Annotated in this window: 12 protein-coding genes; 3 read left to right on the top strand and 9 right to left on the bottom strand. The window is 44.0% G+C overall.

Annotation, left to right across the window (positions count from 1 at the left end; genetic code table 11):
• Window positions 1-6 precede the first annotated feature (6 nt).
• The 3 genes from leuC to leuA all read right to left on the bottom strand — a co-directional run bounded on the left by leuC (window position 7) and on the right by leuA (window position 4153).
• On the bottom strand, window positions 7-1407 hold the full coding sequence (gene leuC / locus L2747_RS15420) for a 3-isopropylmalate dehydratase large subunit (protein WP_248999904.1): 1401 nt from the start codon (window positions 1405-1407) through the stop codon (window positions 7-9).
• A gap of 2 nt (window positions 1408-1409) precedes the next feature.
• Window positions 1410-2504, bottom strand: coding sequence for a 3-isopropylmalate dehydrogenase (gene leuB, locus L2747_RS15425; RefSeq protein WP_248999905.1), 1095 nt, complete (start codon window positions 2502-2504; stop codon window positions 1410-1412).
• A gap of 77 nt (window positions 2505-2581) precedes the next feature.
• The gene (gene leuA, locus L2747_RS15430; protein WP_248999906.1) at window positions 2582-4153 is read right to left on the bottom strand and encodes a 2-isopropylmalate synthase; all 1572 of its coding nucleotides are present in this window, start codon (window positions 4151-4153) and stop codon (window positions 2582-2584) included.
• A 529-nt stretch (window positions 4154-4682) separates the two neighbouring features.
• On the opposite strand from leuA, the gene L2747_RS15435 reads away from it, so the two are divergent.
• On the top strand, window positions 4683-6443 hold the full coding sequence (locus tag L2747_RS15435; protein ID WP_248999907.1) for a tetratricopeptide repeat protein: 1761 nt from the start codon (window positions 4683-4685) through the stop codon (window positions 6441-6443).
• A 7-nt stretch (window positions 6444-6450) separates the two neighbouring features.
• On the opposite strand, the gene recQ is transcribed toward L2747_RS15435, so the two are convergent.
• On the bottom strand, window positions 6451-8274 hold the full coding sequence (recQ, locus tag L2747_RS15440) for a DNA helicase RecQ (protein WP_248999908.1): 1824 nt from the start codon (window positions 8272-8274) through the stop codon (window positions 6451-6453).
• Between the two features lie 172 nt (window positions 8275-8446).
• Between recQ and L2747_RS15445 the strand changes: the two genes are divergently transcribed.
• A complete protein-coding gene (locus tag L2747_RS15445) occupies window positions 8447-8911 on the top strand; it encodes a thioesterase family protein (protein WP_248999909.1) in 465 nt (154 codons plus the stop codon).
• A gap of 217 nt (window positions 8912-9128) precedes the next feature.
• The gene (rarD, locus tag L2747_RS15450; RefSeq protein ID WP_248999910.1) at window positions 9129-10016 is read left to right on the top strand and encodes an EamA family transporter RarD; all 888 of its coding nucleotides are present in this window, start codon (window positions 9129-9131) and stop codon (window positions 10014-10016) included.
• A gap of 53 nt (window positions 10017-10069) precedes the next feature.
• Here rarD and L2747_RS15455 read toward each other — a convergent pair whose 3' ends face one another.
• From L2747_RS15455 to radC, 5 genes are all read right to left on the bottom strand, one after another.
• Window positions 10070-10582, bottom strand: a complete 513-nt coding sequence (locus tag L2747_RS15455; RefSeq protein WP_248999911.1) for a PH domain-containing protein — start codon at window positions 10580-10582, stop codon at window positions 10070-10072.
• An 81-nt stretch (window positions 10583-10663) separates the two neighbouring features.
• Window positions 10664-11983 (bottom strand): amino-acid N-acetyltransferase, encoded by a 1320-nt coding sequence (gene argA / locus L2747_RS15460; RefSeq protein WP_248999912.1) that lies wholly within the window; start codon window positions 11981-11983, stop codon window positions 10664-10666.
• 477 nt (window positions 11984-12460) lie between these two features.
• Entirely contained in the window at window positions 12461-12634 is a 174-nt protein-coding gene (gene rpmG, locus L2747_RS15465; protein ID WP_012275560.1) for a 50S ribosomal protein L33, read from the bottom strand.
• 6 nt (window positions 12635-12640) lie between these two features.
• Window positions 12641-12877, bottom strand: coding sequence for a 50S ribosomal protein L28 (gene rpmB, locus L2747_RS15470; RefSeq protein ID WP_220781282.1), 237 nt, complete (start codon window positions 12875-12877; stop codon window positions 12641-12643).
• Between the two features lie 125 nt (window positions 12878-13002).
• Window positions 13003-13680, bottom strand: coding sequence for a RadC family protein (radC, locus tag L2747_RS15475; RefSeq protein ID WP_248999913.1), 678 nt, complete (start codon window positions 13678-13680; stop codon window positions 13003-13005).
• Between the last annotated feature and the right edge of the window lie 79 nt (window positions 13681-13759).

Raw genomic sequence — 13759 nt, forward strand, 5'->3', positions numbered from 1 at the left:
GTGCTCCTAGTATGGCTTACGAATATCAACAAAATGACCAGCAACGGCTGCTGCAGCTGCCATTGCTGGACTCACCAAGTGAGTTCGGCTACCGCGTCCCTGTCGTCCTTCAAAATTACGATTACTCGTCGATGCGCAGCGATCGCCCGCTTCCAGCTTGTCATCATTCATAGCTAAACACATAGAGCAACCAGGTAAGCGCCACTCAAAGCCCGCTTCCAAAAACACCTTATCTAAGCCTTCGGCTTCAGCTTGTTCTTTAACTAAACCAGAACCTGGAACCACAATCGCTTTGACACCATCGGCGACCTTACGACCTTTAGCGTGCTCCGCTGCTGCACGTAAATCTTCAATACGAGAATTTGTGCATGATCCAATAAACACTTTATTAATACTGACATCTGTCATCAGTGTGCCAGCACGTAAATCAACATACTCTAGGGCTTTCTCAATACTGGTTTTAACTGTCGAGTTAGTTTCTTCTGCTGGGTTTGGCACTACCTGGTCAATTGCAACAACTTGTCCTGGATTTGTCCCCCAAGTTAATTGCGGCGCAATATCTTTTGCTTCAAGTACAACCTCTGTGTCAAATACGGCATCGGCATCAGTTTTTAATAACTCCCATGCAGCAAGCGCTTGCTGCCAATCTGCACCCTTTGGCGCAAATTCTCGGCCTTTAAGATATTCTGCCGTAGTAGCGTCTGGTGCAATCATGCCCGCTTTCGCTCCCATTTCAATTGCCATATTACAAACAGTCATTCGGCCTTCCATGGTCAAGGCTTCAATCGCCTCACCGCAAAACTCGACCACATAACCTGTACCGCCATCCATGCCAATCTTACCGATAATGGCTAGCACAATATCTTTAGCTGTAATGCCGCTTGCTACATTGCCACGCACTTCAATTTTCATTGTCTTAGCTTTTAGCTGACGCAAAGTCTGGGTTGCCATGACATGCTCAACCTCAGACGTACCAATACCAAACGCTAGCGCACCAAATGCACCATGAGTCGCAGTGTGTGAGTCACCACATACAATCACTGTACCCGGCAGAGTGATACCTAATTCAGGTCCCATCACATGCACAATACCCTGGTTTTTATGATGAATATCATAAAGACGGACGCCAAACTCCTTACAGTTTTGTTCTAGCGTCTCAACTTGAATTCTCGCCATAGGACTAAGTGCATCTAAACTAGCACTAATCGTTGAGGTGTTGTGATCCATCGTCGCAAAGGTTTTTTCGGGCGCACGTAGTTTACGGCCCGCAGCCTTTAAACCACTAAAAGCTTGTGGTGAAGTCACTTCGTGAACTAGATGCCTATCAACATAGATAATCGGCGCTTCACCCTCAGCAGCCACAACTACGTGACTATCCCAGACTTTTTCATATAGTGTTTTAGCCATGACTACGCCCCTTCTCTAATCAATTTGGCAATGTAATCACCCATTTCACTGGTCGACTTAGCTTTGTGGCGCTCGTCACTAGAAAGCAACTCCCCAGTTAAGTAACCATCACTTAAAGCTTGGCCAACAGCTTTTTCAATCGCAGCTGCGGCAGCGTCTTGTTTAAGACTATGGCGCAGCAATAAAGCAGCTGAAAGGATTTGCGCCACAGGGTTTGCAATGCCTTGGCCCGCGATATCTGGCGCACTACCACCAGCAGGCTCATACAAACCAAAGCCAGAACTATTCATGCTGATTGAAGACAATAAGCCCATAGAGCCTGTTAGCATGGCGATTTCATCTGAAATGATGTCACCAAACAAATTAGAACACAGCATAACGTCGAACTCATCTGGACGACGCAATAGCTGCATAGTCGCATTGTCGATATAAATATGTTCGAGCTCAACATCGGGGAAGTCTTTAGCGACCTCCTCAACTACTTCACGCCAAAGTACTGAACAAGCCAGCACGTTAGCTTTATCAACTGAAGTCACCTTCTTGCGACGACCTTGAGCCGTTTCAAAAGCAATTTTTGCAATACGACGGATCTCTTTGCGGCTATAACGCATGGTATCGAAGGCTTCTTCGTTTTCGCCTTCACCTTGACGACCTTTTGGCTTACCAAAGTAAATGCCACTGGTTAGCTCACGCACACAAAGCACATCAAAACCACGAGATGAGATATCACTGCGCAGTGGTGACATATGCTCAAGGCCGGCATGCAACTTAGCCGGGCGCATATTACAGAACAGCTCAAAGTGACCACGAAGCGGCAATAAGGCACCACGCTCTGGCTGATCATTTGGCGCTAGGTGCTCCCATTTGGGGCCACCCACAGAACCAAATAAAATCGCGTCTGATGCTTCACAACCTTTTAGAGTTGCTTCAGGGAGTGGGCAACCATGATTATCAATTGCCGCACCACCAACATCGTATTCACTATATTCGATAGAAAGTGCAAAGCGTTCTTCGGTTGCCTTTAGCACTTTGCGCGCTTCAGCCATCACTTCTGGCCCAATACCATCTCCTGCCAGTACTGCAATCTGATAACTCATACTTCAGCTAACTCCTGTAATTGATTCTACAATTTGTATTTATCTTTAAACTTGCCGACACACAAAGAGGGGGGGGGTTACACCCCGCCTAGCGCTTGTTTTGTTTGCTGGATACGCTGCTTACAATCAGCGACTTTATCTGCGCGCCATGTTAGGTTCATTACGTGAATTAATGCTTTTGCCGATGCTTCAACCACGTCGGTGGCTAAGCCCACACCATGGAAATTCTGCTCACGATATTTGGCGGTAATGTCAACCTGGCCTAATGCGTTTTGACCTTCACCTTTAGCGCTTAACTGGTAGCTAGTAATATTGGTTTCACAACCACTTGCTCTTGCAACAGCTTTATAAGCGGCATCAACAGGACCGTTACCTGTTGCGGCCTCGGTAATCATCTCACCATTTACCGCAACCTTTACAGTGGCAGTAGCGCTGCCTTCTGTTGAATCAGAGTGCACAACTAATTGCTGCAACTTATAATGATCGTCCGATTCGGCTTGAGCCTCCATAAAGGCTAATGCTTCTAAGTCATAATCAAAGACTTGGCCTTTCTTATCCGCTAGCGCCAAAAACTCTTCGTAAAGCACATCCATATCGTAATCTTGCTCACCATAGCCAAGCTCAGTCATACGGTGCTTAATCACGTGGCGGCCTGAGCGTGATGTCATGTTCAAGTTGTTGCGGTTCAGACCAATACTTTCTGGGGTCATGATCTCGTAAGTATTCTGCGCTTTAAGCATGCCATCTTGGTGAATGCCAGAAGAGTGAGTAAATGCGTTGGCGCCAACAATCGCTTTATTTGCTTGCACTGGCATATTACAAAGCTGACTCACTAAACTTGATGTACGATGGATCTCTTTAGCGTTAATCCCTGTTTCAAGCCCTAACTCCGCTTTACGAGTCGACAAGATCATTGCGATCTCTTCTAGCGAACAGTTACCCGCACGCTCACCAATACCATTTACTGTACATTCGATTTGGCGAGCGCCATGCTGCACTGCTGTAATAGAGTTAGCGACAGACAAGCCTAAATCATCGTGGCAATGCACAGAGATTACTGCTTGGTCGATATTCGGAACACGATTGAATAGTGTTTGAATAATGCCGCCAAACTCGCTTGGTACGGTGTAACCCACAGTATCAGGGATGTTAATGGTACGAGCCCCGGCCTTAATAGCCTCCTCTACCATGCGACAAAGGTTATCAATCGGTGTACGACCCGCATCTTCACATGAGAACTCAACATCGTCAGTAAAGCGACGGGCATACTTAACTGCGCCAACAGCCATCTCTAACACTTGATCAAATGAGCGCTTAAGTTTGCTTTCAACATGGATCGTTGAAGTCGAAATAAAGGTATGGATGCGAAACTGCTCAGCAACTGACATCGCCTGCGCTGCGGCATCAATGTCTTTTTCTAATGCTCTTGATAACGCACACACTCGACTGTTTTTAACAGTTCTAGCAATCGTCTGTACCGACTCAAAGTCTCCAGGGGAAGATACAGGGAAGCCGACTTCCATCACATCAACGCCTAAACGTTCTAACGCGAGTGCAATTTGAAGTTTTTCCTTAACCGTTAAGCTAGCTGCTAGTGCTTGTTCACCATCTCGTAGTGTGGTGTCAAATATAATTACTCGGTTAGACATCTATCTTCTCCATCGAACATCATTGTTCAGTTATGCGTTGACGTTGCTATTTGGTCGGTTCGAATACAAAAAACCCCGCGTTATCAGCGGGGTTAATTAATGCAAGCTTACTTTCAAGCGTATAACACTAAGTCCTCCGCGCAGAGTCTGCGAGAATGAGAATAAGGAGTCCTAGTTGCGCACGGTTACATTTCTTCACTTTTTATTCAGCCTGTTCACATAAATATTCCCACAACTTATCGCTGGGACGGTTAATTTTTAACTTGCATTAAGTTCAGTGTCAACCATGAATTAGCTTACTTCAGTTATTTTCAGGCTGATAATCGCTCAAAAAAAACCAAAAAAAGATAGATAACGGCGTATATGTAAGCATTGTTGATTTTTAATCGCATCAACCTCTACATTTGTATAAGCCATCGCAATATTCTCTCGCCACCAGCTTTTTTATGCATATTTTATTTATATTCGCTATAATGCCGATCTTAGTCAGATACATAGCGGATAAGGATCCACCCTGGAGCGCTTTAAAATGGATTTTCGTATCATAATCCTCAGCTTTTTGCTGTGGCTTTCGCCTGCGCATTCATTAACGCTGGAGCAATTTGAGCAACTCAATACTGCTGTTTTCCAATATCCCAGTAAAACGCTAAATGACATCCATGATATCGAAAAAGATGTTTATACCTTCTTAGATCCTCAAGTATTGCAATTACGCTTAAGTGCACTTAAATGTCAGGCTTATTTGCAGCTTGGCGAAAATGCCGCAGCTATCAACCTTGCTAGACTCAACGAGGCTAAAGCCAAGCAATTAAAATTGCACGAAGCACGTCCATACTTCTATAACTGTATGGCTCAAGCTTATGTAAACTATGGTAACTACCAAGAAGCCCTACCTTTAATTCATTCATCTATTGGCTTATCGCGCCAACTTGAACAACCCCAAGCACTTATTAACGGCTTATGGTTAAGAAGCCAACTAGATGCAAAAGTGCTCCATAACAATACTGCAATTGAAGATCTTCGTCTTGCTCTCGACCTTTACCCGCAAGTAGCCCAACAAGAACAACAGTGGCTGCTCACACCAAGTGCTTATTTAAAAGTCGCAATGGCCAAACTATTATTGGACGAGAATGAGCCCAAAGAAGCAAAAGCTTTTATTAATGAAGCATTAGATGATGAGCTAGCTGAAGGTAAGATTGCGCTAAACTTATTAATTGAAGCAGCTAATTTGTCGCAACAGAGTAATCAGCCAGAATTAAGAGATAGATATATTCAAGGAGCAAGAAGCCAGCTAGCAGAGTTAGGTAGCCCATTTGAGCTCGCGGTTGCCTATAAAGAAATTGGCTATATCGACTTTCTAAGCGGCAAATACAGCAGCGCCAATCAACTATTACATTTGAGTCTCAACACGTTTAAGAAACAGTCTAATTCTAGCGAAACAATTAGTGCGTTATATCTACTTGGGCAGATTAACCTTGCTCAAGGTGAGGAAAGTTTAGGCTTAGGGCAGCTGAATCAAGCCATTGATTTAGCTAAACAGAAACAACGTTATACAGACCAAAAGCTCGCTTACGCAGTTTTAGCAAACTACTTTGCCAATAAGCAAGACTATGCCTTAGCCTATGACTATCAACTACTGCGCTTTAAAGCGGCTGAAAACGATACCTTATTTATCCAAAACATATGGTTATCACACTTAAAGTCAGACTTAAGCCGACAAAAGCAAGTATCCAAAGAGAAGCAAAGTACTAAAGCCACGCTTATGCCGGGACAGCTTATCCCGACCTCCATATTACCAATACTATTCATTTTATTTAGCTTAATTATCTTTATTGCTTGGTACCATAGGCAGGGAGCGACTCGTATTTCAGTACCAAAAGAGCCTACACCGGTTAAACCAAATGCAACGGGTAAACAGAGGCTGGAAGATATGCTGAGCGTTAGCCGTCACGCCAACTACCCACTGTCACTTTTAGTATTGGATCCTAGCGTAGTATTAAGCGATGATATTCCGATAATGATTGAACAGCTTAAAACGAAGTTAAGAGAGCAGGACTTAGTATTTTTGCAATCTGAGCAGCAGCTATTGATCATGCTACCGCATACCTCAGAGGCAGGTGCGATTAACGTTATTGAGCAGTTATCAGGAACCATCGCTATGTGGCAAAATGACAGCAAGGTCAATATTGGCCTTGCCTGTATGCAGCAGTTTGATAATTTACAATCAATGATTAAACGCGCCAACGTTAGTCAGTTAAGAAGGCTTAAACCAATTAACCAGAATCAATAGTTGCCGCTTAACCTTCTGCTAGGTAATCGGCAATTTCATCTAAGAACTCGCCACCGAAACGCTCAAGTTTACGTTCACCAACCCCGTTAACTGCCAACATTTCACCTGGGCTGGTCGGCAAAATCGCCGCCATTTCCGCTAGCGTTGCATCGTTAAATACTAAGTAAGGTGGCACATCTAACTCTTCCGCCAATGTACGACGTAGTAGTTTCAGTCTCGCAAACAACTTACGATCATAATTAAGCGGCGCGCGAGGATTATTACTGCGACGCTTGGTGGTTTGAATAACGATTCTTGGCTCTGCCAATAACAGCTCCACTTCACCCTTTAATACTGCGCGCGCAGACGGGTTAAGGGTAACTGAGGAACCACGGGTAATATCTTGAGTTGCTAAGCCTAAATGGATCAATTGGCGGATCACACTTAACCAGTGCTCATGACTCTTCTCTTTACCAATGCCCCAAGTAGAAAGCTTATCGTGGCCACGCTCAATCACACTGGCAGACTTTGAACCACGCAACACTTCAATCAAATGATTAATGCCAAAGCGCTGACCTATACGGTATACACAAGACAGCACCTTTTGTGCATCCTGAATACCGTTGTACTTTTTAGGTGGGTCTAGGCAGATATCACAGTTACCACAAGCCTGCAGCGCTGGTTCATCAAAGTAATGTAATAGCACTTGGCGACGACAGGTTTGCGCTTCAGCAAACGCCGCCATGGTATTAAGCTTATGAAACTCAACTTGCTGTTGTGGTCCGGGTTCCGATTGCTCAATAAGATGACGCACTCTACCGATATCGGCAGGGTCAAATAACATTAACGCCTCAGAGTCTAAACCATCACGGCCAGCACGCCCGGTTTCTTGATAGTAAGCTTCAACACTTTTAGGGATGTCGTAGTGCACCACATAGCGTACGTTAGACTTGTTAATGCCCATACCAAATGCGACGGTGGCGACTACGATATCGAGCTGATCTTTTAAAAATCTATCTTGAACGTCAGCGCGCTCTTCTTGGGTTTTCCCAGCATGGTAAGCTTCAGCTTGATGACCTTGTAGACGTAAACGCTCAGCCACCTCATCAACTCGGCGACGACTACTGCAATATACAATACCACTCGTGCCATTTTGCGCATCAACGAACTGACGCAACTGATTAGCCGCATTGAGCTTTTCAGCCACGGTATAGCGGATATTGGGCCTATCAAAGCTGGTTAACAGCGAGTGTGGCGTAATCGTAAGCCGCTCACAAATATCCGCACGAGTGGCTTTATCGGCCGTGGCGGTTAACGCCATAATCGGCACTTGTGGAAACTGTTGGCGTAATTGACCTAGAGCTGCATATTCAGGTCTAAAGTCATGGCCCCACTGCGAGATACAGTGCGCTTCGTCAATCGCAAATAAAGAAACATTAAGCTCATGCAGTCTATCGATAAAGCTACCTTGCAGTAATCGCTCTGGCGATACATACAACAGCTTTAGCTCGCCATAACGCATCTTTTGTAAGATCTGAAGGCTCTCTTCTCTAGGTTGAGATGAGTTTAAGTAAGCTGCTGCCACGCCGGTTTGAATAAGGCTATCGACCTGATCTTTCATTAACGAGATCAGCGGTGACACCACCACGGTCAATCCAGGCATTAATAAAGCGGGTAATTGATAACACAGGCTTTTACCGCCACCCGTAGGCATGATCACTAAGCAATCTTGTCCTGCGCAGATCTGCTCAATCACCTCCTGCTGCCCCTCTCTAAAAGTACGGTAACCAAATACCGACTGAAGGGTGGAAGATAACTGATCGATCGGATTCTCGAGCGCCGCCTGATCCATAGTGAACCTGTGTTAAAAATAGGGCTGACTATTCTAATGTAGGCGGAGGTCATTGTCTCTCTCGATTGTCACTAGTGGATAAAATTTAAGCTTGCGTCGCGGCAACCATTAGCGATAGATTAAATACTCTAAAGCGAATAATCCGATGTCTAATCAGCAAAAAGGAAGCAAGATGAGTCATGTTATTCAACAAGAAACTCTACGCAGAGTCGCCGAAATTTTTGATCAACATGTACCGTTTCATAACCTGCTCGGTATGGATATCAAGCGTTATGATATGCACGGCGTCGAGATTGAAGTGAAAATGAAACCTGAGCTCATTGGCAACATCCATCAACAAATACTCCATGGCGGCGTCACAGCCACAGTGCTCGATGTAGTGGGTGGCCTTACCGCTTTCTCAGGGCTAGTTGCCAGCCGCGACGATTGGACACTAGAAGAGTTAGAGCAACGCATTAAGACCCTAGGTACCATCGACATGCGAGTCGACTATTTACGCCCTGGCCGCGGTGAAATTTTTACAGGTACAGGCACAGTGATAAGAGCAGGCAACCGCGTATCAGTATCAAGGATGGAGCTGCATAATGAAAAAGGCGACCATATTGCCTTTGGCACTGGTACATACATGGTTGGATAATCGCTATCGATAAAACATTCAACAAGCTCTACAGGCGATTTATCGCCACATTTAGCATCCCGCAGTCGATAATATAGAGAGTAAAAGTGGCAGCAAAAGTTTCCTCGGCGTCACTTTTAGATAACAGCAGACTGTTTTACTAAAATAGCCTACCGACTTGAGTCTGAATAAGAGCAAGACTACAATTCGCAATTACCTTTCTATTTAGCACATTCCAATGCAAGAAATTGAATACCGCAAAGGCATACTATACGCCGTTTGCGCTTATACCCTTTGGGGATTTGCCCCGATTTATTTTAAGTTACTTGATAACGTTCCTGCTGCAGAAATTTTGCTGCACCGAGTCATCTGGTCATTTTTCTTTGTGACGATTTTAATCGCACTATTTGGTGGCTTTGCACGTTTACGCCATCTACTTAAACAGCCAAAGCAGCTTGCCGTGCTATGCGTAACATCGGTGCTAATCGCAGGTAACTGGTTACTGTTTATCTGGGCGGTCAATAACGACCATATGCTGGATGCCAGCTTAGGTTACTTTATTAACCCGCTAGTGAACGTCAGTTTGGCGATGATCTTTCTAGGTGAACGCCTACGTAAATTACAGTGGGCAGCAGTGGCATTAGCGGCAACAGGCGTAATGATCCAGCTGATCTCTTTTGGCTCAATCCCATTAGTCTCACTCGGCCTAGCGTGTTCATTTGCCTTTTACGGTTTACTGCGTAAGAAGGTCAATGTCGACGCGAAAACCGGACTATTAGTTGAAACCGCTATTTTGCTGCCAGTAGCATTGGTTTACCTGTTTACCAACACTGGCGACTCATTAACTCACTTATTGGCTAATGATCTGCACCATAACTTATTATTAGTTGCTGCTGGTGTTGTCACTACAGTGCCATTACTGTGCTTTGCTTCTGCAGCGGTGAGAATTCCATTTTCCATGCTGGGCTTTTTCCAATACATCGGCCCAAGTATTATGTTTATTCTGGCTATCGCACTATTCAATGAACCTTTTGATGCAGAGAAAGGCATTACCTTTGCGTTTATCTGGGCGGCATTATTCCTATTTACTTTGGATATGCTTTATAAGCGTAAAGCGAAAAAGTAACAGATCGATATAACTAAAAAAGCGAACCTTATGGTTCGCTTTTTTGTTTACGATTAAGGGTCGTTTCGTGTCAGCTTTTCAGGGTTCTGTAGACTCAAAATCAACGGGTAATTTCGCTTTGTCGGAATAGAGACAATGTTGTCGGTACTGGTTGTCGCCACAAAAGCCTTTTGCTCATTGGCTAACCTAAACCAACCTAATTGAAACCCCGGCATGCCAATACCGTTAGCTCTTAAATTAGGTTTTAATTCTGGGCTTTTACCCCAATCGACACGGGTAATCTCGTCCAAATCGATTTCAGTTAAGGGTATGCTAAAACCATAAAAAGGCACGTCCAAGGTCAAGCTATCAGCACTAATCACCAACTTGGAATCATTCACTTTATAGAACATCCAACTAAAGGCCAGAACCATAGGCAGTAATACACCAATGCTAACGGCCTTGCTCACTTTGGGCATATTCTTGCAGTAGATAAATACACCCAATCCAATCAAAATTGCCAACAGTGCCACAAAGCTCCAATGGCCAGTAGAGGTAAGTGGTGCTAGCGGGTAAACCTGAGACATAAGCGAACCTAATAACGACTGTTGTCAGCATTGTTACACACCGACATAAACTGTCAAACTTTGGCTTGATTCAAGTTTGCTTTACAAGTCCAGCGCTAAAATCTTAGATTTACGTTGGTAGTTATACAGCTGCTTTTTCTTTTCAGGTAATTCATCGACCTCAACCATATTAAAGCCATGCTCTAAGAACCAATGAATACTGCGAGTCGTCAATGCAAATAAACGTGAATAACCGCGTACCCGAGCCTGCCCAATAATATTTTGCAGCAGTAAACTACCTCTGTCGGCATCGCGATAGTCTGGGTGTACCACCAAACAAGCAAACTCGCCGGCGTTATCTTCTTCAAACGGGTAAAAGGCGGCGCAGCCAATAACTAAACTGTCGCGTTCAATCAGCATAAACTGTTCGATTTCCATCTCTAGTTGTTCACGAGAACGTCTAACTAAAATGCCTTTTTGCTCTAATGGACGGATCAAATCCAATATGCCACCAATATCGCGGATTGATGCTCTACGCAAACGCTCAGCACTTTCGGTAACAATCTGGGTACCAATACCATCACGAGAGAACAGTTCCTGTAGCAGTGCACCGTCATCAAGATAACTGACAAAGTGACAACGACTTACCCCATTGCGGCAAGCATCAATACTCGCCTGCAAAAATGCTTTAGTGCCCACACAAAACGGCGTCACTTCAGGTAAATCATTAAGAATTTTTTGTGCATCCGTTGGCATCAACTCAGCAAGAACCTGCCCTGTGCTATCTAAAATACCTTTCTGCGAGCTAAACCCTATCATCTTGTCAGCTTTAAGCTTTATCGCAATTTGGGTAGCCACTTCCTCTGCCGTAAGGTTGAAGCTCTCACCAGTCACTGACGCGGCCACAGGGCCTAATAATACAATACCGCTATTGTCTAACTGACGCTTCAAGCCTTGACTGTCAATTCGACGTACCTTGCCAGTCAGGCAGTAATCAACGCCATCTTCCACCCCTAAGGGTTGGGCAATAACGAAATTACCACTGACAACATTGATTTGCGCGCCCTGCATAGGGGTATTACTTAAGCTCATTGATAAACGCGCAGTAATATCAAGGTGCAACCCACCAACAACTTGCTTAATCACTCGCAGAGACTCTTCTTCGGTGATCCTCACGCCATTGTAATATTCGGCTGGCAGACTGTGCTCAGCTAACGCTTGGTCTATTTGCGGTCTCGCGCCATGAACCAATACAATTTTGATCCCTAGGCTATGCAGCAAAGCGATGTCGTTAATGATCGAGCGAAACTGTTGCTGCGCCAAGGCTTCTCCGCCAAGCATAACAACAAAAGTCTTGCCTCTATGGGCATTAACATAGGAAGCAGAATGACGAAATCCATCAACAAGTTCAGTGGTTCGCACGTTAACATCACCTTTAAAATAGAGAGAAAGATACCCGAAGCGCCATACTTGATGATGAGCTCAGTTACACCCAAAGATGATAGTGCATTTATATTCAATAAAAAAGCATTAATTTTCAATCCGGATTATTAATTAACATACAAAGTTATTGTTAAAAAAGCCTAATTACAGACCTTACTACTCCCCCTGCAACGCCACTAAATATGCGTTTAAACCATTACATATAGCAGAATACAAAAGCTATTCACTATCGATAACAGTGGGTCTAGCTAGTAAGTAGTAATCATAATTAGCCAAGTGAAAGCAGTGAATGGTTAAGCAAAAGAGAGTATTAACGGCAAAGATGAAGTATAACGATACAAAAGCAAGGTAAAAAATGTAGATTGGACACTGGGTAAAATGACGCTTGTGGGCAAATTTCAGGCAAAAAAAAGCCTCTATAAATAGAGGCTTTTTCCAAGATGCTTAAACAAGTAATTACTTGATTTTAGCTTCTTTGTACATAACGTGCTGACGAACAACTGGATCAAATTTCTTGATTTCCATTTTTTCAGGCATGTTACGTTTGTTTTTTTCAGTCGTGTAGAAGTGACCAGTGTTAGCGCTAGAAACTAGCTTGATCTTCTCACGATTACCTTTAGCTTTAGCCATGGTTTATTACACCTTCTCGCCGCGGGCACGAAGTTCAGCAATAACAACTTCAATACCTTTCTTATCGATGATACGCATACCTTTAGTAGATATACGTAGCTGTACGAAACGCTTCTCGTCTTCTAACCAGAAACGGTGGTTCTGTAGGTTAGGTAAAAAACGACGACGCGTAGCATTCTTCGCGTGCGAACGGTTGTTACCAACCATTGGTCGCTTGCCAGTTACTTGGCATACTCTTGACATGTCAATCTCTCCAAAACAATATTTAACGCTCGAGCATTAATGCACCTCGAACACGGCCGTCGCCTGAGGCACACAACAGAGGGCGCATTTTATACAGGATCTAAAATCAAAGATCAAGGAATAGATTAATCAATCCATCCCCTTTCAGCGAAAGAAACTATCTCTCGATCGCCCACAACCATGTGATCCAGTAAGGAAACATCAATAGTTTGAAGGGCTTGTTTCAATCGCTCAGTAATTCGTCTATCGGCTGTACTTGGCTCTGCAATCCCTGAAGGATGATTGTGACACACGATCACAGCCGCAGCCTTTTTTTCAAGCACCAAGCTCACCACTTCTCGTGGATAAACTGACGCTGAATTGATTGTACCTCTAAATAACTCAACGAATTGAATTACTCGATGTTGGCTATCTAATAACAAAATAGCGAACACTTCATAGGCACGATCAGACAATTGTCTCATTAAATAGTCCCGAGTTAAATCAGGATCAGACAAAATTTTACCTCTTTTTAGATTTTCTTGCGAAATTCGTGCGCCTAATTCCACTGCAGCCTGCATTTGAGCAAATTTTACCGGGCCAATTCCATCTAATCGACAAACTTGTGCTTGAGAAGCGCTAAGCAAGCTTCTAAGGCCACCAAACTCATTAATCATCAACTTGGCCAACTCAACTGCACTTAAGCCTTTTAAACCCACCCTAAGCAACACTGCCAATAATTCAGCATCTGATAATTGTTTTACACCACAAGATAATAATTTTTCTCGCGGTGCCTCACCATCCGGCCAATCCTTTATCGCCATAACAACCTCCCTGTTGTTTCTGTTCTTTGAGTATGGTCTAGATTTTCTGAAGTTGTTCATCACCATTTAGAGGTTTGTG

This window comes from Shewanella marinintestina (assembly GCF_023283845.1).
Taxonomy (GTDB): Bacteria; Pseudomonadota; Gammaproteobacteria; order Enterobacterales; family Shewanellaceae; genus Shewanella; species Shewanella marinintestina.

What these genes read in the sequence shown, in the direction of transcription:
- rpmB (WP_220781282.1), bottom strand. Translation starts at nt 12,877, where the DNA reads ATGTCAAGAGTATGCCAAGTAACTGGCAAGCGACCAATGGTTGGTAAC.
- leuC (WP_248999904.1), bottom strand. Translation starts at nt 1,407, where the DNA reads ATGGCTAAAACACTATATGAAAAAGTCTGGGATAGTCACGTAGTTGTG.
- leuB (WP_248999905.1), bottom strand. Translation starts at nt 2,504, where the DNA reads ATGAGTTATCAGATTGCAGTACTGGCAGGAGATGGTATTGGGCCAGAA.
- recQ (WP_248999908.1), bottom strand. Translation starts at nt 8,274, where the DNA reads ATGGATCAGGCGGCGCTCGAGAATCCGATCGATCAGTTATCTTCCACC.
- radC (WP_248999913.1), bottom strand. Translation starts at nt 13,680, where the DNA reads ATGGCGATAAAGGATTGGCCGGATGGTGAGGCACCGCGAGAAAAATTA.
- rpmG (WP_012275560.1), bottom strand. Translation starts at nt 12,634, where the DNA reads ATGGCTAAAGCTAAAGGTAATCGTGAGAAGATCAAGCTAGTTTCTAGC.
- leuA (WP_248999906.1), bottom strand. Translation starts at nt 4,153, where the DNA reads ATGTCTAACCGAGTAATTATATTTGACACCACACTACGAGATGGTGAA.
- rarD (WP_248999910.1), top strand. Translation starts at nt 9,129, where the DNA reads ATGCAAGAAATTGAATACCGCAAAGGCATACTATACGCCGTTTGCGCT.
- L2747_RS15455 (WP_248999911.1), bottom strand. Translation starts at nt 10,582, where the DNA reads ATGTCTCAGGTTTACCCGCTAGCACCACTTACCTCTACTGGCCATTGG.
- L2747_RS15435 (WP_248999907.1), top strand. Translation starts at nt 4,683, where the DNA reads ATGGATTTTCGTATCATAATCCTCAGCTTTTTGCTGTGGCTTTCGCCT.
- L2747_RS15445 (WP_248999909.1), top strand. Translation starts at nt 8,447, where the DNA reads ATGAGTCATGTTATTCAACAAGAAACTCTACGCAGAGTCGCCGAAATT.